Source organism: Actinoplanes sp. NPDC089786, assembly GCF_040684855.1.
Classification (GTDB): Bacteria; Actinomycetota; Actinomycetes; order Mycobacteriales; family Micromonosporaceae; genus Actinoplanes.
Genome location: NZ_JBFBGU010000001.1, coordinates 1,852,495 through 1,869,706 on the forward strand (window position 1 = coordinate 1,852,495; position 17,212 = coordinate 1,869,706).

At 72.4% G+C, this 17,212-nt stretch carries 15 protein-coding genes; 13 read left to right on the forward strand and 2 right to left on the reverse strand.

Annotated features, from left to right (window positions below):
- The first annotated feature begins 27 nt into the window (after window positions 1-27).
- Together AB0O15_RS08930 and AB0O15_RS08935 are read left to right on the forward strand one after the other, a co-directional pair.
- Window positions 28-1,332 carry a sensor histidine kinase gene (locus tag AB0O15_RS08930; protein ID WP_364315970.1) on the forward strand — a complete coding sequence of 435 codons (1,305 nt, stop codon included), beginning with the start codon at window positions 28-30 and terminating at the stop codon, window positions 1,330-1,332.
- Window positions 1,284-1,919, forward strand: coding sequence for a response regulator transcription factor (locus AB0O15_RS08935; protein WP_364315973.1), 636 nt, complete (start codon window positions 1,284-1,286; stop codon window positions 1,917-1,919). Before AB0O15_RS08930 ends, AB0O15_RS08935 begins: the two co-directional genes overlap by 49 nt.
- Here AB0O15_RS08935 and AB0O15_RS08940 read toward each other — a convergent pair.
- A complete protein-coding gene (locus AB0O15_RS08940) occupies window positions 1,909-2,985 on the reverse strand; it encodes an oxidoreductase (protein WP_364315975.1) in 1,077 nt (358 codons plus the stop codon). The genes AB0O15_RS08935 and AB0O15_RS08940 overlap by 11 nt on opposite strands.
- A gap of 200 nt (window positions 2,986-3,185) precedes the next feature.
- Between AB0O15_RS08940 and AB0O15_RS08945 the strand changes: the two genes are divergently transcribed.
- The 10 genes from AB0O15_RS08945 to AB0O15_RS08990 all read left to right on the forward strand — a co-directional run bounded on the left by AB0O15_RS08945 (window position 3,186) and on the right by AB0O15_RS08990 (window position 15,501).
- Window positions 3,186-3,944 carry a CPBP family intramembrane glutamic endopeptidase gene (locus tag AB0O15_RS08945; protein WP_364315976.1) on the forward strand — a complete coding sequence of 253 codons (759 nt, stop codon included), beginning with the start codon at window positions 3,186-3,188 and terminating at the stop codon, window positions 3,942-3,944.
- Between the two features lie 10 nt (window positions 3,945-3,954).
- Complete coding sequence (locus AB0O15_RS08950) at window positions 3,955-5,604, forward strand: histidine kinase (RefSeq protein ID WP_364315979.1); 1,650 nt, start codon at window positions 3,955-3,957, stop codon at window positions 5,602-5,604.
- Entirely contained in the window at window positions 5,589-6,257 is a 669-nt protein-coding gene (locus tag AB0O15_RS08955) for a response regulator transcription factor (RefSeq protein WP_364315981.1), read from the forward strand. The genes AB0O15_RS08950 and AB0O15_RS08955 overlap by 16 nt, the downstream gene beginning before the upstream one ends.
- 17 nt (window positions 6,258-6,274) lie before the next feature.
- Window positions 6,275-8,128, forward strand: a complete 1,854-nt coding sequence (locus AB0O15_RS08960; RefSeq protein WP_364315983.1) for an alpha-amylase family protein — start codon at window positions 6,275-6,277, stop codon at window positions 8,126-8,128.
- A gap of 885 nt (window positions 8,129-9,013) precedes the next feature.
- Complete coding sequence (locus AB0O15_RS08965) at window positions 9,014-10,780, forward strand: sensor domain-containing diguanylate cyclase (RefSeq protein WP_364315986.1); 1,767 nt, start codon at window positions 9,014-9,016, stop codon at window positions 10,778-10,780.
- Between the two features lie 38 nt (window positions 10,781-10,818).
- Window positions 10,819-11,997 (forward strand): S8 family peptidase, encoded by a 1,179-nt coding sequence (locus tag AB0O15_RS08970; RefSeq protein ID WP_364315989.1) that lies wholly within the window; start codon window positions 10,819-10,821, stop codon window positions 11,995-11,997.
- A gap of 86 nt (window positions 11,998-12,083) precedes the next feature.
- Complete coding sequence (locus tag AB0O15_RS08975; protein WP_364315991.1) at window positions 12,084-13,001, forward strand: ATP-binding cassette domain-containing protein; 918 nt, start codon at window positions 12,084-12,086, stop codon at window positions 12,999-13,001.
- Window positions 12,998-13,747 (forward strand): hypothetical protein, encoded by a 750-nt coding sequence (locus tag AB0O15_RS08980; protein ID WP_364315994.1) that lies wholly within the window; start codon window positions 12,998-13,000, stop codon window positions 13,745-13,747. The genes AB0O15_RS08975 and AB0O15_RS08980 overlap by 4 nt, the downstream gene beginning before the upstream one ends.
- 9 nt (window positions 13,748-13,756) lie before the next feature.
- On the forward strand, window positions 13,757-14,860 hold the full coding sequence (locus tag AB0O15_RS08985) for a histidine kinase (RefSeq protein ID WP_364315997.1): 1,104 nt from the start codon (window positions 13,757-13,759) through the stop codon (window positions 14,858-14,860).
- A complete protein-coding gene (locus tag AB0O15_RS08990; protein WP_364315999.1) occupies window positions 14,857-15,501 on the forward strand; it encodes a response regulator transcription factor in 645 nt (214 codons plus the stop codon). Before AB0O15_RS08985 ends, AB0O15_RS08990 begins: the two co-directional genes overlap by 4 nt.
- A 7-nt stretch (window positions 15,502-15,508) precedes the next feature.
- On the opposite strand, the gene AB0O15_RS08995 is transcribed toward AB0O15_RS08990, so the two are convergent.
- The gene (locus AB0O15_RS08995) at window positions 15,509-16,369 is read right to left on the reverse strand and encodes an NAD(P)-dependent oxidoreductase (protein ID WP_364316000.1); all 861 of its coding nucleotides are present in this window, start codon (window positions 16,367-16,369) and stop codon (window positions 15,509-15,511) included.
- Window positions 16,370-16,527: 158 nt separating this feature from the next.
- Between AB0O15_RS08995 and AB0O15_RS09000 the strand changes: the two genes are divergently transcribed.
- A complete protein-coding gene (locus AB0O15_RS09000) occupies window positions 16,528-17,175 on the forward strand; it encodes a hypothetical protein (protein WP_364316002.1) in 648 nt (215 codons plus the stop codon).
- The last annotated feature ends 37 nt before the right edge of the window (window positions 17,176-17,212 follow it).

Consider the following 17,212-nt stretch of genomic DNA (forward strand, 5'->3'; position numbering starts at 1 on the left):
GCGACGAACCGGGCGAGAATCGACGGCATGGAGTTGGTCTCGGACGAGCAGCTGAGCGAGTGGATCTGGCGAGGCGTGCGGGGCACCGCCGCCGGGGCCGTGTCGTTGCTGCTCGGCGTGCTCACCATCCCGCTGTTCGTGCTGTCGGTGGTCAGCCTGGCGCTCTGCCTGGTCCCGGGCCTCGGCCAGGTGGTCCTCCCGCTGACGACCGGGCTGGTCCGGGCCCGGGCCGACCTGGAACGCCGCCGGTCGGCCCAGCGCGGGGTGCTGATCGCCCGGCCCTACGCGCCGCGGCCGAGCAAGGGGCTGCCCGGCGGCTGGCGGCGGTTCCGGTGGATCCTGCAGGACGTGGCGACCTGGCGCGACTTCGCCTGGCTGCTGCCCGGCGGCATCATCGCCATCGTCCTCGGCGCGCTCTCGCTGGCCCTGCCGGTCTATGGCTTCGAGGGCATCTTCCTGATCCCGCTCTGGGTGTGGCTCGGCGGCGCCTGGTACGGCTACGGCGCGATCTGGCCGATCGAGGACCTCGGCGACGGCTTCCTGTCCCTGCCCCAGGGCGCGGTGATCCTGGGCCTCGCCCTGTTCGCCGCCCCCTGGTTCCGGTTCGCCGAGGCGTGGTTCGCGAAGCTGTTCCTGGCGCCGACCCGGGCCGCCGAGCTGCGGCTGCGGGTGACCGAGCTGACCGAGACCCGGGCCGAGACGGTCGACGCGCAGGCCGCCGAGCTGCGCCGGATCGAACGTGACCTGCACGACGGCGCCCAGGCCCGGCTCTCCTCGCTGGGCATGACCATCGGGCTGGCCGAGGAGCTGATGGAACGCGACCCGGCCGCCGCCCGCAAACTGCTGGCCGAGGCCCGCGACACCAGCAACACCGCCCTGATCGAGCTGCGCGCCCTGGTCCGCGGCATCCACCCGCCGGTGCTGGCCGAGCGCGGGCTGGACGGCGCCGTCCGCGCGCTCGCGCTCAGCCTGCCGCTGCCGACCGCGGTGGACGGCGGCGTGCCCGGCCGGCTGGAGACGCCGGTCGAGTCGGCGTCCTACTTCGTGGTCGCCGAGGCGCTGGCCAATGTGGTCAAGCACAGCGCCGCGACCACCGCCTGGGTGAGCCTGCGACACGAGTCCGGCCTGCTCATGCTCATGGTCGGCGACGACGGCCGGGGTGGCGCCGACCCGTACCGCGGAACCGGGCTGCGCGGTATTGAACGCCGCCTGGCCGCGTTCGATGGCACGATGTCGCTGTCCAGCCCGCCGGGCGGACCGACCGTCGTGACCATGGAGCTGCCGTGCGTGTTGTCATCGCCGAAGACCTCGCCCTCCTCCGGGACGGCCTGACCCGGATCCTGGAGGCGTTCGAGTTCAAGGTGGTGGCCGGCGTCGACAACGGTCCCGCCCTGCTGCCGGCGCTGATCGAGCATCGGCCCGACGTCGCCGTGGTCGACGTGCGGCTGCCGCCCACGTTCACCGACGAGGGCCTCCAGGCCGCCATCGCCGCCCGCACCGAGGTGCCGGGCATGCCGATCCTGGTGCTGTCCCAGCATGTCGAGCCGCTGTACGCCCGCGAGCTGCTGACCGACCGCACCGGCGGCATCGGCTACCTGCTCAAGGACCGGGTGTCCAACGTGGCCCAGTTCGTGGACGCGGTGCGCCGGGTGGCCGCCGGCGGCACCGCGCTCGACCCCGAGGTCGTGTCCCAGCTGCTCGCCCGGCGCGAGCCGCTGGCCGTGCTCACCGCCCGCGAGCGCGAGGTGCTCGGTCAGATGGCCGAGGGCCGGTCCAACGCGGCCATCGCCGGCAAGCTGTTCGTCACCGAGAAGGCGGTGAGCAAGCACATCAACAACATCTTCACCAAGCTGGGCATGCCGCCGTCCGACGACGACAACCGCCGGGTGCTGGCGGTGCTGGCCTACCTCAACGGCTGATGCTCAGCCTGGCAATCCGCCCGGAAGCGCCGGACGCCCAGCAGGACAGGTCGGGGGTGCAGAAGACCGAGTCGAAGCTGCCGGTGTCGAACCGCTTCCAGGTGCGGCCGCCGTCGTCCGTGATGTCGCTGCCCGACGGCCCGACCGCCAGCGCCACCGGGAGCAGCCCCAGCCAGTCGGCGCCCGAGCGGTATTCACCCGGCACCGTGCGGGACACCGTCCACGTCCGGCCGCCGTCGCGCGTGGTGGCGGCGCCGTCCGGGGCCTGGTCCGGGGTGAGGTAGTCGCCGCCCACCGCCAGGCCGTGCCACGGGTCCTTGAAGGCGAGGCTGAACACGCCACCGGCCTCGCTGCTGGGCAGCGGGCTGTCGGTGACCGACCACGACCGGCCGCCGTTGGCCGTGGCGAACACCCGGGCCGTCGCGCCGCCGCCGGTCGCGAACCAGGCCCGCCCGGCGCCCAGGTGGTCGGCGCTGACCAGGCAGGTGCCGCTGGCCGCGAACGCGAACTCGCCCGGCAGCGCGTCCGGCATCCCGGTGGTCGGCCGGACCGCCCAGCTGCGTCCGCCGTCGTCGGTGGCCAGGATGCGGAACTTGCCGCCGACCGGGTCGGACAGCGCCAGCCCGTGCCGCCGGTCCATGAAGGTCACGCAGTCGTAGAAGGCGGTCTCGTCGTCGTTGCGGAACGTCTCGGTCCAGCTCTTCCCGCCGTCGGCCGTGGTGTAGATGCGCGAGGCCTCGCCGTTGCCGATGGCCAGGGCCACCGCGTTGCGCGCGTCCCAGGCCTCGATGTCCCGGAACTCCAGCCCGGCCATGTCGGCCGAGGCGACACTGGCCCAGTGCCGGCCGCCGTCGACGGTGCGCAGGATCGTGCCGGCCGATCCGGCCGCCCAGGCGACCTTGCCGTCGACCGGCGCGAGCCCCCGGAACCGTGCCGTGACCCCGGTGTCGGTGAGCTTCCACTGCGGCTTCCACCGCGGCTTCTCGGAGGCCGCGGTGAATCCGCCGCTGGTAGCGACGATGGCCAGGCCGATGGCCGCGACGGCAAGCACGCGTGTCGATCTCATGGGGCGGAACCTATCCACATCTCAAGATCAAGATCAAGAGCTGGGGGTCGCGGGTTGGTGGGTGGTCCAGACCGTCGCTCCCGCCGAGGGTCGCTCCGCTCCACCGGCGGGAGTGGTCGCGGTCACACCAGAAAACCGCCCTGGCGGCCGACCGGCGCACCGGCTTATCCCCCCGCCGTTCCGATGACAGCGTCGAGGTCATGAAAACGCGCATCATGGAAGAGACCAAGGCCCCCCACTTCGTCGCCCGGCACCGGCTGCTCTCGTTCTTCGTCCTGGCGTACGCGCTGTCCTGGTGCACGTGGCCGATCAACGGCGAGTTCCAGGCGATCGGCGCCCTGCTCGCCGCGGTCATCGTGATCGCGGTGACCGACGGGCGGGCCGGCTTCAAGGAGCTCGGCCGGCGGCTGATCCGGTGGCGGGTGCCGTGGTACTACTACGCCTTCGCGCTGCTCCTGCCGCTGGTCGTGCGGCTCGTGGCGGGCTCGCTCAACCCCGGGCCCGGCCCGGACTGGCTGTCGCTGACCTGGACCAGCGCCGGCCTGTGGTTCCTGGTCCGGATGATCAACCCGATGGACGGCCCGCTGGCCGAGGAGCCGTCGTTCCGCGGGTATGCCGTGCCGCGCCTGCCGGACACCCTGCGGTCGGCCGCCCTCCTGGGCGTGCTCGTCGCCGGCTGGCACCTGCCGCTCGCCGCCGACGTCGGGGTGGCCGGCTTCGCCTCCACGTTCGTCATCACCTTCGTCTACGTGTGGCTGTTCAACCGCACCGGCGGCAGCGTCCTCCTGGTCCTGCTCTTCCACAACGCCCAGGGGTTCGTCACGTTCGGCGACCTCGGCCTGACCGGCGCCGCGCTCGCCCGGCAGCAGTGGATCGAGTTCGCCGCCTGGGCCGTCGTCGCGTTGACGCTGGTCGTGGCCGATCGCGACGGCTTCCGCCGGAACACGCGCGAGGCGTAGCGTGTGGACCATGCCGAAGCCCGGCCTCCGGACAGCGCTCGGTGCGGGGCTGCTGGCCGGGCAGGCGGCGGTGGCCGTCGCCGGGCTCCGGCAGGGTGTGCCGGCCACCCATGTCGCGGTGGTCTGCTGGCTGACCACGTCCTATTCGATCAGCGGCCTGATCGCCTGGCGGCACCGGCCGGGCAACCGGTTCGGCCCGCTGATGGTCCTCACCGGCGCCGCCGGGCTGATCGGCTCGCTGACCTGGCTGCCCGCGACCGTCCCGCACACCATCGGCCAGGTGGCCGACCTGCTGCCGCTGGTGCTGATCGTGCACGTGTTCCTCTCGTACCCCTCGGGCCGTCCGGCCGGCCGGATCGAACGGGGGCTGCTCGCGGTCGGTTACGCCGCCGCGATCGGGCTGCAGAGCGTGGCCGTCGTCCTCGCCTTCGACACCCCGCTCTACCAGGCCGAACTGCTGGTCGTCAGCGCGGTCGCGCTGGCCGGCGCCGCGCTCATGGTCGCCCGCCGGCGCACCCGGCCGCTGCGCCGGTCGCTGACCGTGCTGATCGACGCGTTCACCCTCGGCCTGGTGATGATCGCCGTCCTGCTGGTCGTCGGGGTGTTCGGCGGGCCGGCGTTCCCGGCCGTGCAACGCGTCGCGATCGCGCTGCTCGGCGTCGCCCCGGTGGTGTTCCTGGCCGGGCTGCTCCAGGCCCGGCTGGCCCGCAGCTCGATCGGTGACCTGATGGTGTCGTTGCGCGCCGACCCGGCCGATCTGGGCACGCCGCTCGCCCGGGCGCTGCGCGACCCCTCGTTACGGCTGCTCTACTGGCTGCCCGAGTTCGACGCGTGGACCGGCGAGGACGGCCGCCCCGCCGTCCTGCCCGGCGAGCCCGAGCGGGTGACCGTGATCGAGGAGAAGGACGCGGTGGTGGCGGCGCTGGTGCACGACCCGGCCCTGCACGAGGAGTCCGACCTGCTGGCCGCGGTCACCGCGGCGGCCGCGATCGCCGTGCGCAACGGCCGGCTCCAGGCCCAGCTCCGGGCCAACGTCGAGGAGCTGCGCGGGTCGCGGGCCCGGGTGGCCGAGGCCGGCCAGCGGGAACGCCGCCGCCTCGAACGCGACCTGCACGACGGCGCCCAGCAGCGGCTGATCGCGTTGTCGCTCAACCTCGGCGTGCTGGAGAACCGCCTCGGCGCGGACCCGTCGTCGCTCGCCCTGGTGCGGGAGGCCCGCGCCGAGATCACCACGTCGCTGGCCGAGCTGCGGGACGTGGCCCATGGCCTGCACCCCTCGGTGGTGTCCGCGCACGGCCTGGCGGTCGCGCTCGAGTCGCTGGCCGCCCGGGCGCCCGTACCCGCCTCCCTTGCCGTTGATCTTCCTGGTCGGCTGGCCGAGTCGGTCGAGGTCGCCGCCTACTACGTGGTGTCCGAGTGCCTCACCAACATCGGCAAGCACGCGGCGGCCACGTCGGCGACCGTCCGCGTCTCGTGCGACGACGGCACGCTGGTGATCGAGGTGGCCGACGACGGCCGCGGTGGCGCCGACGCCGAACGTGGCAGCGGGCTGCGCGGCCTGGCCGACCGGGTGGAGACGCTGGGCGGCCGGCTGCGCGTGCGGACCCCGCCGGGCGAGGGCACCCGGGTCCGGGCGGAGCTGCCATGCTCCCTCGCGTAGCGACGGGCCTTCGGGTGGCCATCGCCGAGGACAGTGTCCTGCTCCGTGAGGGCATCGCCCGCCTCCTGGCCGACGCCGGCTTCGACGTGATCGCCACGTGCGGCGACGCCGACCAGCTGCGCGCCGAGCTCCGGGTGACGTTGCCCGACGTGGTGATCGTGGACATCCGCCTGCCGCCCACCCACACCGACGAGGGTCTGCGCGCCGCCATCGACCTGCGCGCCGCGCATCCCGGCCTGGCCGTGCTCGTGCTCTCCCAGTACGTCGAGGTCGGCCTGGCCATGCAACTGCTCGCCGACTCCGCGGCCGGCGTCGGCTACCTGCTGAAGGACCGCATCAGCGACGTCCCGTCGTTCGTGGCGGCGCTGCGCCGCGTGGCCGCCGGCGGGTCCGCCATCGACCCGGCGATCGTGTCCACCCTGCTGTCCCGCCGCCGCCGCGACGACCCCCTGGCCGCCCTGACCCCGCGCGAGCGCGAGGTGCTCGAGCTGATGGCCGAGGGCACCTCCAACCAGGGCATCGCCGACCGCCTGACCATCACGTTGCGGGCCGCCGAGAAGTACGTCTCCAGCATCTTCACCAAGCTGGGCATCCCCACCACCCGCAGCGAGTCCCGCCGCGTCCTCGCGGTTCTGCTCTTCCTGCGCTCCTGAGCCGTTAGCGTGATCCGATGGAGTCCCGCGTCGCCTTCCAGGCCCGGTTGGCGTACAGCCTGCCCGACATCACCGAGGCGCTGTCCGCCGTCTACCCCGGGCACGACGGGCTGGTCGAGCGGCTCGTGGCGGTCGCACGCGAGGCCGCCGCCGCCCGGCCGCGGGCGCTCCGCGACCGGGATCGGCAACGGGAGATCGACCAGCGCTGGTACCAGCGATCCGAGATGATCGGCTACGTCTGCTACGCCGACCGGTTCGCCGGCGTCCTCGACGGCATCCCCGGCAAACTCGACTACCTGACCGAACTGGGCGTCACCTACCTGCACCTGATGCCGCTGCTCCAGCCCCGCCCCGGCGAGAACGACGGCGGGTACGCGGTGCTCGACTACCGGGCCGTCGACCCGCGGCTCGGCACCATGGACGACCTCGAACACCTGGCCGGGGCACTGCGGGAACGGGACATGAGCCTCTGTGTCGACCTCGTCCTCAACCACACCGCGAAGGAACACCCGTGGGCGGAGGGCTGGCTCGCCGGCGACCCGGACTTCGAGGACTTCTACCTGGCGTTCCCCGACCGCGAGATGCCCGACGCGTACGAACGGACGATCGTCGACGTCTTCCCCGACCGGGCGCCGGGCTCGTTCACGTTCCACCCCGAGCTGAAACAGTGGGTGTGGACGACGTTCTGGTCGTACCAATGGGATCTGGACTACCGCAACCCACGGGTCTTCGAGGCGATGCTGGACACGATCCTCTGGCTGGCCAACCGCGGCGTCGACATCTTCCGCCTCGACGCCGTGCCGTTCATGTGGAAGCGCCTGGGCACGACCTGCATGAACCAGCCCGAGGTGCACAAGATCGTGCAGGCCCTGCACGGCCTGACCCGGCTGGCCGCCCCCGGCGTGATCTTCAAGGCCGAGGTGATCGTGGCCCCCGACGACCTGGTGCCCTACCTCGGCGGCCACGACCGCTACCGGCCCGAGTGCGAACTGGCCTACCACAACCAGCTGATGGTGATGCTCTGGTCGAGCCTGGCGACCAAGGACGCCCGCCTGATGAGCCAGGCGCTGCGCCGGATGCGCCCGATCCCCGCCGAAACGTCGTGGTGCACCTACGTGCGCGGGCACGACGACATCGGCTGGGCGGTCAGCGCCGAGGACGCCGCCGCGGTCGGCTGGGACTGGTGGAACCACCGCAACTTCCTCAACGCGTTCTTCTCCGGCCGGTTCCCCGGCTCCTACGCCCGGGGCGCCCTCTTCCAGGAGAATCCCGCCACCGGCGACGCGCGCGTCTCCGGCACCGCCGCGTCCCTGTGCGGCCTGGACGCGGCCACCACCCCCGCCGAGACCGACGCCGCCCTCCGCCGCCTGATCCTCCTGTACGCCGTGGCGTTCGCCGTCAACGGCATCCCCCTGATCTACATGGGCGACGAACTGGCCCTTCGCAACGACCCGACGTTCCACGACGACCCGGCCCGCGCCGACGACAACCGCTGGATGCACCGCCCCCCGATGGACTGGCCGGCCGCCGCCCGCCGCCACGACCCCAGCACCGTCGAGGGCCGCGTCTTCGCCGCGATGAAGTCGCTGTCCGCCGCGCGCAAGGGCCTCGAGGCGCTGCGCACGGGCGGGGAGATCGAGATCCTGACCGTCGACGACGACGCGATCTTCACGTGGCGGCGCCGGCATCCGCGCAGCGGCACCTTCATCGGGCTGGCCAACTTCGCCGAGTCGGAGCGCACGTTCGACGCCGCCCCGATCGGCCGCTTCGGCCGGCTGGAAACGGCCGCGACCAGCGACGGCGCCTTCCAGGTCACGAACGGCCGAGGCCGCCTCCCGGGCTTGGGATTCGTCTGGCTCGCCGAGCGGTGAGGCGTCTTCAAGGCCAAGGTCAAGAGCTTGATGTCGTAGCTGGGTGGTGGGTTCTGACCGCAGCTCCCGCCGAGGCCGGGCCCACGGCTCCTGGCCGCTGGCGCGTCCAGAACGGAGCCGCGCACCCTTCATTCTGCGTAAGTGGGCACCCTCCGGCGCTTCGCGCCACAAGGCCGAACGAACGCCGGCGCAACAGTCGCCAGACAGCCGCGGGCGACCTTTGGTCAGAGGTTCACCTTGGAGCCTGGCGGCGCGGCGGTCGCGGGAGCTGGCCCGGCGGCGGGCGCGGGAGTTGGCCCGGCGGCGGGCGCGGGAGTTGGCGCGGCGGGCGGGCGGGCCGAGCCGATGCCGAACTGCCGGCGTTGGCGGTGACGAGTTCCCGAGGGCGCGGGGGCATCAGGGTCGGCGACGAGTTCCGCAGCCCCTTTGCTCTGAGCGCGTATAGGCACCACCTGGATGCCGGCTACGTAGAGGTGGTGCCTATATGCGCTCAGAGCAAAGGGGTCGTTGGAGGGGTTGGTTGCCGCTCGCGGCGGAGGTCGTTGGAGGGGTTGGTTGCCGCTCGCGGCGGAGGTCGGAGGAGGGGTTGGCTGACGCTCGGGGCGGAGGTCGGCGGGTTTGGCGCGGAGCGCCGGAGGGTGAGCATGCACGCAGAATGAAGGTTGCGCGGCTCCGTTCTGGACGCGTCAGCGGCCAGGAGCCGGGTGACCGGCCTCGGCGGGAGCGACGGTCGGCACCACCCACCGAGCTACGACATCAAGCCCTTGACCTTGAAGAAGAACGTCGACCTTGAAGAACGTCGGCCTTGAAGAAGAACGTCGACCTGAAACTGATCCGCTACAGATCGCGCGTCTCCTGCCGATGTTCTCGGTGAAGGAGGGCCCTATGCGGCTGCGGAGCGGGATCGCGGTTGCGGTCAGTGTGGTGGTGCTGGTGGCCATCGGTGTGGTTGGTGTGCTGGTCAATCGGTCGGCGTTGCAGGCCGCTGATCGGGTGCACCGGGCCGACTCGGTGGCGCTGGGGACCAACAACGGAACGCTGGCGGGGCAGATGCAGCTGCTGTCGGCCCAGGAGCTGAGCGACTTCGCCGAGGCGATAGGCCGGGGGCTGACGCTGGGGCGGGACGACGCCGCCGACCGGGTCAAGCTGAGGGCGTTCGCGGGGAAGAGCGCGTTCTTCGGGTACGGGCTGGCGATCGTGTCCCGGAAGGGCGAGGTGCTCAACGCGACCCGGGCCGGTGGGCTGCCGGCGGTCACTGATCCGGGGTACGCGACTCTGCACGCGGGGCTGCGGGCGGGCCGGCCGGGCTTCTCGTCGGTGATGACGGTTGGCGGGGTGGCGCTGGCCGCGGTGGGCGTGCCCGTGAAGACGGCGATTCTGGTCGGCTACACCAACGTGGCCGCCACGCAGCTGCAGGCGTTCGTGGCCCGGCTGAGCGCGGACACCCATTTGACCACGGTCGTCGACGCCGAGGGCCGGGTCGGTGCGACCAGCGAGCCCGCGCTGATCGGCCGGACGATCGATCCGACGCTGATCGCCGCCGCGCACGAGATGCGGGCGCCGGACTTCGTGGAGTACGCCACCCCGGACGGCACCCGGATGATCGCGGTCGTGGTGCCGGGGATGCCGGGCGGGTGGACGTACGTGCGTACCCAGACCGTGGCGTCGTTCGACGGCGCCGTGCACCGCCGCAGCCAGACCCTGAACCTCGCGATGCTGGCGATGCTGCTGGCCGGCGTCCTCGGAATCTTGATCTTCGCGTATCGGGCGCTGATCACCCGGCGCCGGGCCGACGAGAAGTTCCGGGCGCTGTTCCAGCACGCCCCGGACATGGTGGCCGTGGTCGACGCCGACGGGAAGATCACCTACTCCAGCCCGAGCGCCGCCGGCCTGCTCGGCTTCGAACCGGGCTCGTTGCAGGGCAGCAGCGTCTTCGACGTGGTGCACCCGCAGGACCGCAACCAGTTGCAGGCGCAGTTCCGCGACCTGGTCGGGGAGCGCGACGGCCTGCTGCGCCGGGAGTGCCGCATGATCACCTCGGACGGGCGGCCGCGCTGGTTCGAGTTCACCGCCTCCAACCAGCTGCACAACCCGGCCCTGACCGGCGTGGTGATCAACGCCCGGGACGTGACGCAGGCGCGGGCCTTCCAGGAGCGGCTGGCCCACGAGGCGCGGCACGACTCGCTGACCGGGCTGCCGAACCGGCGCCGGATGCGCGACGCGCTGGGGGAGACGCTGCCGACCGACGGTGTCGCCATCCTCTACGTGGACCTCAACGGCTTCAAACCGGTCAATGATCGGTACGGCCACAACGCCGGCGACGAGTTGCTGCGCCAGTTCGCCCAGCGGCTCAGCCGCGCCGTCCGCGATCAGGACGTGGTCTCCCGGGTCGGCGGCGACGAGTTCGTCATCCTGATGCCCGGGGTGGAGAACGAGGCGACCGCCCGGGCGATGGCCGACCGGGTGCGTGCCGAGGCCGACCTGCCGTTCGAGATCGGCGGCGAGCTGGTGTCGGTCGGCGCCAGTGTGGGCGTCAACCTGGCCCGCCCGGACTCGGACCCGGAGGACGCGCTGCGCGACGCCGATCAGACCATGTACGCGGTGAAGCAGGCCGTGGCGGCGCCCAGGAAGGTCGGCCGGCACCGCGCCTAGGCGTAGATATCCACGGTCATCGTTGTTAACGTCCGTTCATGAGACGCGCTTTCGCGGTGCTGGGGGCGGTTGCCCTCACTGTCTTCGGTCTGTCGGCGCCCGCTCGGGCGGAAGCCGGCCTTCAAGCGGCGCCCGGTGCTGAGGTCGTGCCGGACAGCTATGTCGTGGTCCTCAACCAGTCCCGATCGGAAACCACCCAACGGGTGCGTACGCTCGCCGGCCGGCACGGCGCGACCGTGCGGGCGACGTACACCCATGCCCTGCAAGGTTTTGCCGCGACGATGAGCGAGCGGCAGGCGAGGCGGATGGCCGCCGACCCGGCCGTCGCCTACGTGCAGCCGAACGTGATCCACCGGGCCAGCGGCACGCAGCCGAACCCGCCGTCCTACGGGCTCGACCGGATCGACCAGCGCAACCGGCCGCTGGACAACTCGTACACCTACCCGCGGGACGGCGCTGGGGTGCACGCCTACATCATCGACACTGGCATCCGCACCACCCACCAGGACTTCGCGGGCCGGGCGAGCAGCGGGTTCGACGCCGTCGACGGCGGCGCGGCGGACGACTGCAACGGGCACGGCACGCATGTGGCCGGGACGGTCGGCGGGTCCGCGTACGGCGTGGCCAAGGGGGTTGATCTGGTCGCGGTGCGGGTGCTGAACTGCGAGGGCAGCGGCACGACGGCCCAGGTGGTGGCCGGCATCGACTGGGTGACGGCGAACGCGCAGCGGCCGGCGGTGGCCAACATGAGCCTCGGCGGCGGCGCCGACACCGCCCTGGACAACGCGGTGAAGGCGTCGATCGCGGGCGGGGTCAGCTATGCGATCGCCGCGGGCAACGGCTTCCTGGGCATCTTCGCGCTGGACGCCTGCACCCAGTCGCCGGCCCGGGTGCCCACGGCCATCACGGTCTCCGCGACCAACAGCTCGGACGCCAAGCCGAGCTGGGCCAACCGCGGCGCCTGTGTGGACGTCTTCGCGCCGGGCATCGACATCACGTCGTCCTGGAACACCAGCGACACCGGCACGAACACGATCAGCGGCACCTCGATGGCCACCCCGCACGTGGCCGGGGCCGCCGCGCTCTACCTGGCCGCCCATACGTCGGCCACCCCCGCGCAGGTCAGCGCCGCGATCGTCGGCGGCGCCACGACCGGCGTGGTCGGCAGCCCGGGTTCGGGGTCGCCCAACCGCCTGCTGCACGTCGGCGGGCTCTGAGCGCGAAGAGGTTTACGGGTTTCCGCCATCGAGGTCGGCGGCTGATCCCGATTCGCGGATCGGCCGCCGGCCCTAGCGTCGGCGGCATGATTTCCCTGGACGGCCTGACCAAGCGCTACGGCGCCAAGGTCGCGGTCGACTCGCTCACTCTGACCATCCGGCCCGGCGCGGTGACCGGCTTCCTCGGCCCGAACGGCGCCGGCAAGTCCACGACCATGCGGATGATCCTCGGCCTGGACCGCCCGACCGCCGGGACCGCCCTGGTCCAGGGCCGGCGCTACGCCGACCTCGAGCATCCGCTGCGGACGGTCGGGGCGCTGCTCGACGCCCGCGCGGTCCACCCTGGACGCAGTGTCCGGGCCCACCTCTGGGCCCAGGCCGGCAGCAACAAGATCCCGAAGCGGCGGGTCGCCGAGGTGATCGTCCTGGTCGGCCTGGACAGCGTGGCCGGCAAGCGGGCCGGCACCCTCTCGCTCGGCATGAGCCAGCGCCTCGGCATCGCCACGGCGCTGCTCGGCGACCCGGAGATCCTGATGTTCGACGAGCCGGTCAACGGGCTCGACCCGGACGGCGTGCGCTGGATCCGGCGGCTCACCCGTGACCTGGCCGCCGAGGGCCGGACCGTCTTCGTGTCCAGCCACCTGATGAGCGAGATGCAGCTCACCGCCGACCATCTGGTCGTGATCGGCCAGGGGCGGCTGCTGGCCGACGCGCCGCTGGCCGAGGTGATCGCCGCGAGCGCGCTGACCGCGGTGGTGGCGCGCAGCCCGCACGCCGCCGACCTGGCCGGCCGCCTGACCGCCGCCGGTGGAACGGTCGAGCGGTCGGGCGAGCACCAGGTGGTCGTCACCGGGCTGCCGATGGACCGGGTCGGCGACGTGGCGCACGACGCCGGCATCCGGCTGCACGAGCTGCGGACCCGGGAGGCCTCGCTGGAACAGGCCTACCAGGAGCTGACCGAGGGCAGCGTCGAGTTCGGCGCGGACGGAAGGGTGCCGGCATGAGGTCGGAGTGGACGAAGTTCTGGTCGGTGCGATCCACGTGGTGGTGCCTGGTCGGCGCGGGCGCCCTGATGGGGATGGCCGCGCTCACCCTGGGCGCGGACAGCGCGACCGGCGGCCGGCACTTCGCGGCCACCCAGCCGGTGATCGACGCCGCGGTGGTGTTCTCGTTCGGGATCGCGGCGCTGGCCATGCTCACCGTCACCGCCGAGTACGCCTCCGGCGGCATCCGCGCCACCCTGCAGGCCGTGCCCCGGCGCGGCCGGCTGCTGGCGGCGAAGGCCGTGGTCGTCGCCGCGGTGGTCGCCGTGGCCACCGCGCTGGGCGGGCTGGTGACCGCCGTGACGGTGTGGGCGTTCCTGCGGCTCGACCCGTTCGACGGCGCCGCCGGCCTGCCGGTCGCCGAGGTCGCCACCGACCTGCTGAAGCTCGGCTGCTTCGGCGCGATGATCGCGCTGCTGAGCGTCGGCGTGAGCTTCGCGCTGCGCAGCTCGGCCGGCACCTTGACGGTGGTGTTCCTGCTGCTGGCCGGCATCCCGCTGGTGCTGGCCATGACCGGCGACCAGGTGCTGATCGAGGCCTCGCTGCGGACGCCGTTGTTCGCCGGGCTCAGCTTCATGGGCAGCGCCAACAACCCGGCCGGCGAGCAGCTCGCCTATCCGGCCGGGGAGGGCTTCGCGTGGCTGGCCGGCTGGACGCTGGCCGCGCTGGCGATCGGCTACGCGGTCCTGCGCCGCCGCGACGCTTAGGCTGCGGGCATGAGGTGGCGGACGGTGGTGGGGGTGGGGCTCGGCATGCCGCTGGCCGTCGCCGAGGCGGTGGCGCTGGTGGCGGTGTGGCCGCCCCGCGCCCGCCGCCGGGTGCTCGGTGCGCTCGGGCGGGCCGAGGCGGCCCGCTTCGGCCGGTGGCTGGATCGGCCGGCGACCGCCGGCGCCGCGAGTGAGCCGGGCTTCCTGGCCGCCCGCGCCGCCGCCGGGCTGCTCGGTGGCTACCTGGTCGCGGCCGTGCTGTTCGTCGCCCTGCTGCTGCTCGGTGGCGGTGGCTGGGCCGCGTTGACCGGGGCGTCGGAGACACTGCCGCTGACCCTGCCCGGCGTGCGGATCCTCACCACCGACGCCATCGTCGGCATCACCGCCGGCCTCGGCGGACTGGCCCTGACCTCAGGCATGGTCCTCGGTCTCGGGAACGTGGAGCGGCGGATCGCCGACGGCCTGCTCGGGCCGGACGAGCGGGAGCGGATGCGCCGCCGGATCGCCGAGCTGACCACCACCCGCTCCGGCGTGGTCGCGGTCATCGACGAGGAGCGCCGGCGGATCGAACGCGACCTGCACGACGGCGTCCAGCAGCGCGGGGTGGCGCTGGCGATGCTGCTCGGCCGGGCCCGGCACACCGCCGACCGGGCGGCCGCCGCCGACCTGGTCGACCGCGCGTACACCGAGGCGCGGGACCTGATCGAGGAGATCCGCGAGGTGGCCTGGCGGATCTACCCGACCGCGCTGGACGAACTGGGTCTGCACGCCGCGCTGGCCGGCGTCGCCGAGCGGTCGGCGATCCCGGTGTCGGTGCACTACCGGCTGACCACGCGTCCGGCCCCGGAGGTGGAGACGGCGCTCTACTTCGTCGCCCGCGAGGCGATCACCAACGCGGTCAAGCACGCCGGGACCGGTGACGTGCTGGTCGTGGTGGAAGAGACCGCCGGGAGCGTGAGCCTCGCGGTCTCGGACGACGGCTGCGGCGGGGCCGACAAGAAAGGGGCCGGGTTGCGCGGTCTCGCCCATCGGGTGGCCGCCTTGGACGGCGCCTTCGAGGTGAGCAGTCCGCCCGGCGGTCCGACGCGCGTCCAGGCCACCCTGCCGGTATGAGGATCGTCCTGGCCGAGGACTCGGTCCTGCTGCGTGAGGGACTCGTGCACCTGCTGGCCGACGCCGGCCACGACGTCGTCGCCGCCGTCGGTGACGGCGAAGCGTTGCTGGAGGCGGTGGCTTCACAAAACCCTGACCTCGCGGTGGTCGACGTCCGGATGCCGCCGGCCCAGACCGACGAGGGTCTGCGCGCGGCGCTGACCATCCGCGAGCGCTGGCCGGGGGTCGGGGTGCTGGTGCTGTCCCAGTACGTCGAGAAGACGCACGCCGCGACCCTGCTCGGCGGGGCCACCGAGGGCCTCGGCTACCTGCTGAAGGACCGGGTCTCCGAGGTCGCCGAGTTCCTCGGCGTGCTGGAACGCGTCGGCGCCGGCGGGGCGGCGTTCGACCCCGAGGTGGTACGCCAGTTGCTCGCCCGCACGTCCCACCTCGACGCGCTGGCCCGGCTCAGCCCGCGCGAGCGCCAGGTCCTCGAGCACCTGGCCCAGGGGTACGCCAACCAGGCCGTGGCCGACCGGATCCACGTCTCCCTGAGCACCGTGGAGAAGCACATCGCCAGCCTCTCGGACAAGCTCGACCTGCCGTCCGACGCCGGCTACAACCGTCGCGTGCTGGCCATCCTGCGCTACCTGGACGCATAGCAGCAGGTCAGACGTGGTCGCGCCACGAGTGCTCCGGCGCGTACCCGAGAATTCGCCTGGCCTTGTCGATGCCCAGCATGGTCTCGTGCTCGCCCAGTTCCTTGCGCACCTCGACGCCGGGGTACACCTCCGCCGCCAGCGAGGCCGACGAGCGGCTCATCACGGTGTCGGCGTTCGCGATGACGAAGACCTCCACGCCCGTCGTCTCCAGCTCCAGGCTTCGGCGTACGGCCTGAGCACCGTCCCGCGCGTCGATGTAACCCCACAGGTTCCACTTGCGCAGCGACGGATCCGCGTCGAACGAGGGGAACGCCGCGTAGTCGTCCGGTTCCATCACGTTCGAGAACCGGAGCCCGATCATCTTCAGCGCCGGGTTCCACCGGCAGAACTGCGCGGCCATCTGCTCCTCGAGGTGTTTGCCCAGCGAGTACGTCGACTCCGGGCGGGCCGGGTAGTCCTCGTCGACCGGGATGTACGGCGGCGGCGTGTCGAAGGGCAGCCCCAGCACGGTCTCGCTGGACGCCCACACGACGTTGGTGATGCCGGCCGCCCGGGCCGCCGCGAACACGTTGTAGGTGGCCGGCACGTTGTTGGCGAAGGTGGCCGCGTTGCCGGTGAGGCCGGGCGCCGGGATGGCGGCCAGGTGCACCACGGCGTCGAACCGGCCCGGGCTCTCGTCGAGCGTGGCGCTCAGCGTGTCGACCACCTGGCCGTAGTCGGTGAGGTCGATCCGCCGCCAGCGCGCCCCCGGCCCGGCCGGCGGCGTGGCCGCGTCGATGTTCGTCACCTCGTACCCGTGTTCCACCAGGTCTTTGACCACCGCGCGGCCGAGCTTCCCGCTGCCGCCGGTCACCGCAACTCTTGTCATGTGTCCAGTAGTACCGCAGATGTTCTAAACCTTTTGGACGAACTGGTCGCCAAGGTCGACATCGCATCAAATGAATGCACTGCGGATGCGGAATGTGTTTCCGGGGCGAAACGCAGGGCACTGCGGGCCGTGGACATTCATCGATGAAAGGGGTCCACATGCGAGTTGGCTTGATCACTAAGGCGGTGCTCACCGGGGCGCTGGCGATCACCACCGTGGCGGCCACCGGCGGCGCCGTCGCCCAGGCAGCGCCCAAAGCACCTCCCGCGGCTCCGGCCGCCGCCCCGGCTCCGGCCGCGGCCAAGGCGGGCCCGAAGCTGGCGTCCGCCGCCGGCACGCTGACCTCGACGGTCAGCGGCTCGTTCACCGACGCGGCCGGCGCTCTCGGCTCGGTGACCGGCTCGTTCACGCCGACCAAGTTCACCAACAAGCAGGGGCAGGTCCTTGCTACCGGCACGCTGACCAGCACGCTGACCGACTCGCTCGGCGTCGACCTGGGCACGGTCCAGAAGACCGTCTCCATGCCCGTTCAGCTGCCCGAGACGGCCGCGGCCAACAAGGACGCCGCCGCCCTGATCACCTGTGACGTGCTGAACCTGGTCCTCGGTCCGCTGCACCTGGACCTGCTCGGCCTGGTCGTCGACCTGAACCGGGTCGTCCTCGACATCGTCGCCCAGTCCGGTGCCGGCAACCTCCTCGGCAACCTGCTGTGCGCGATCACGAACCTGCTGAACGGCGGCCTCAGCCTGCCGCTGGGCTTCATCGCCGACCTGCTGAACCAGATCCTGGCCATCCTCAGGCTCTAGTTCTCCCGGTTGATCATCAGCGCCGGTACGCCAACCC

Coding starts and splice junctions, on each gene's coding strand:
- AB0O15_RS08930 (WP_364315970.1), top strand. CDS start 28: ATGGAGTTGGTCTCGGACGAGCAGCTGAGCGAGTGGATCTGGCGAGGC.
- AB0O15_RS09000 (WP_364316002.1), top strand. CDS start 16,528: ATGCGAGTTGGCTTGATCACTAAGGCGGTGCTCACCGGGGCGCTGGCG.
- AB0O15_RS08960 (WP_364315983.1), top strand. CDS start 6,275: ATGGAGTCCCGCGTCGCCTTCCAGGCCCGGTTGGCGTACAGCCTGCCC.
- AB0O15_RS08940 (WP_364315975.1), bottom strand. CDS start 2,985: ATGAGATCGACACGCGTGCTTGCCGTCGCGGCCATCGGCCTGGCCATC.
- AB0O15_RS08965 (WP_364315986.1), top strand. CDS start 9,014: ATGCGGCTGCGGAGCGGGATCGCGGTTGCGGTCAGTGTGGTGGTGCTG.
- AB0O15_RS08980 (WP_364315994.1), top strand. CDS start 12,998: ATGAGGTCGGAGTGGACGAAGTTCTGGTCGGTGCGATCCACGTGGTGG.
- AB0O15_RS08955 (WP_364315981.1), top strand. CDS start 5,589: ATGCTCCCTCGCGTAGCGACGGGCCTTCGGGTGGCCATCGCCGAGGAC.
- AB0O15_RS08945 (WP_364315976.1), top strand. CDS start 3,186: ATGAAAACGCGCATCATGGAAGAGACCAAGGCCCCCCACTTCGTCGCC.
- AB0O15_RS08990 (WP_364315999.1), top strand. CDS start 14,857: ATGAGGATCGTCCTGGCCGAGGACTCGGTCCTGCTGCGTGAGGGACTC.
- AB0O15_RS08975 (WP_364315991.1), top strand. CDS start 12,084: ATGATTTCCCTGGACGGCCTGACCAAGCGCTACGGCGCCAAGGTCGCG.
- AB0O15_RS08950 (WP_364315979.1), top strand. CDS start 3,955: ATGCCGAAGCCCGGCCTCCGGACAGCGCTCGGTGCGGGGCTGCTGGCC.
- AB0O15_RS08985 (WP_364315997.1), top strand. CDS start 13,757: ATGAGGTGGCGGACGGTGGTGGGGGTGGGGCTCGGCATGCCGCTGGCC.
- AB0O15_RS08995 (WP_364316000.1), bottom strand. CDS start 16,369: ATGACAAGAGTTGCGGTGACCGGCGGCAGCGGGAAGCTCGGCCGCGCG.
- AB0O15_RS08970 (WP_364315989.1), top strand. CDS start 10,819: ATGAGACGCGCTTTCGCGGTGCTGGGGGCGGTTGCCCTCACTGTCTTC.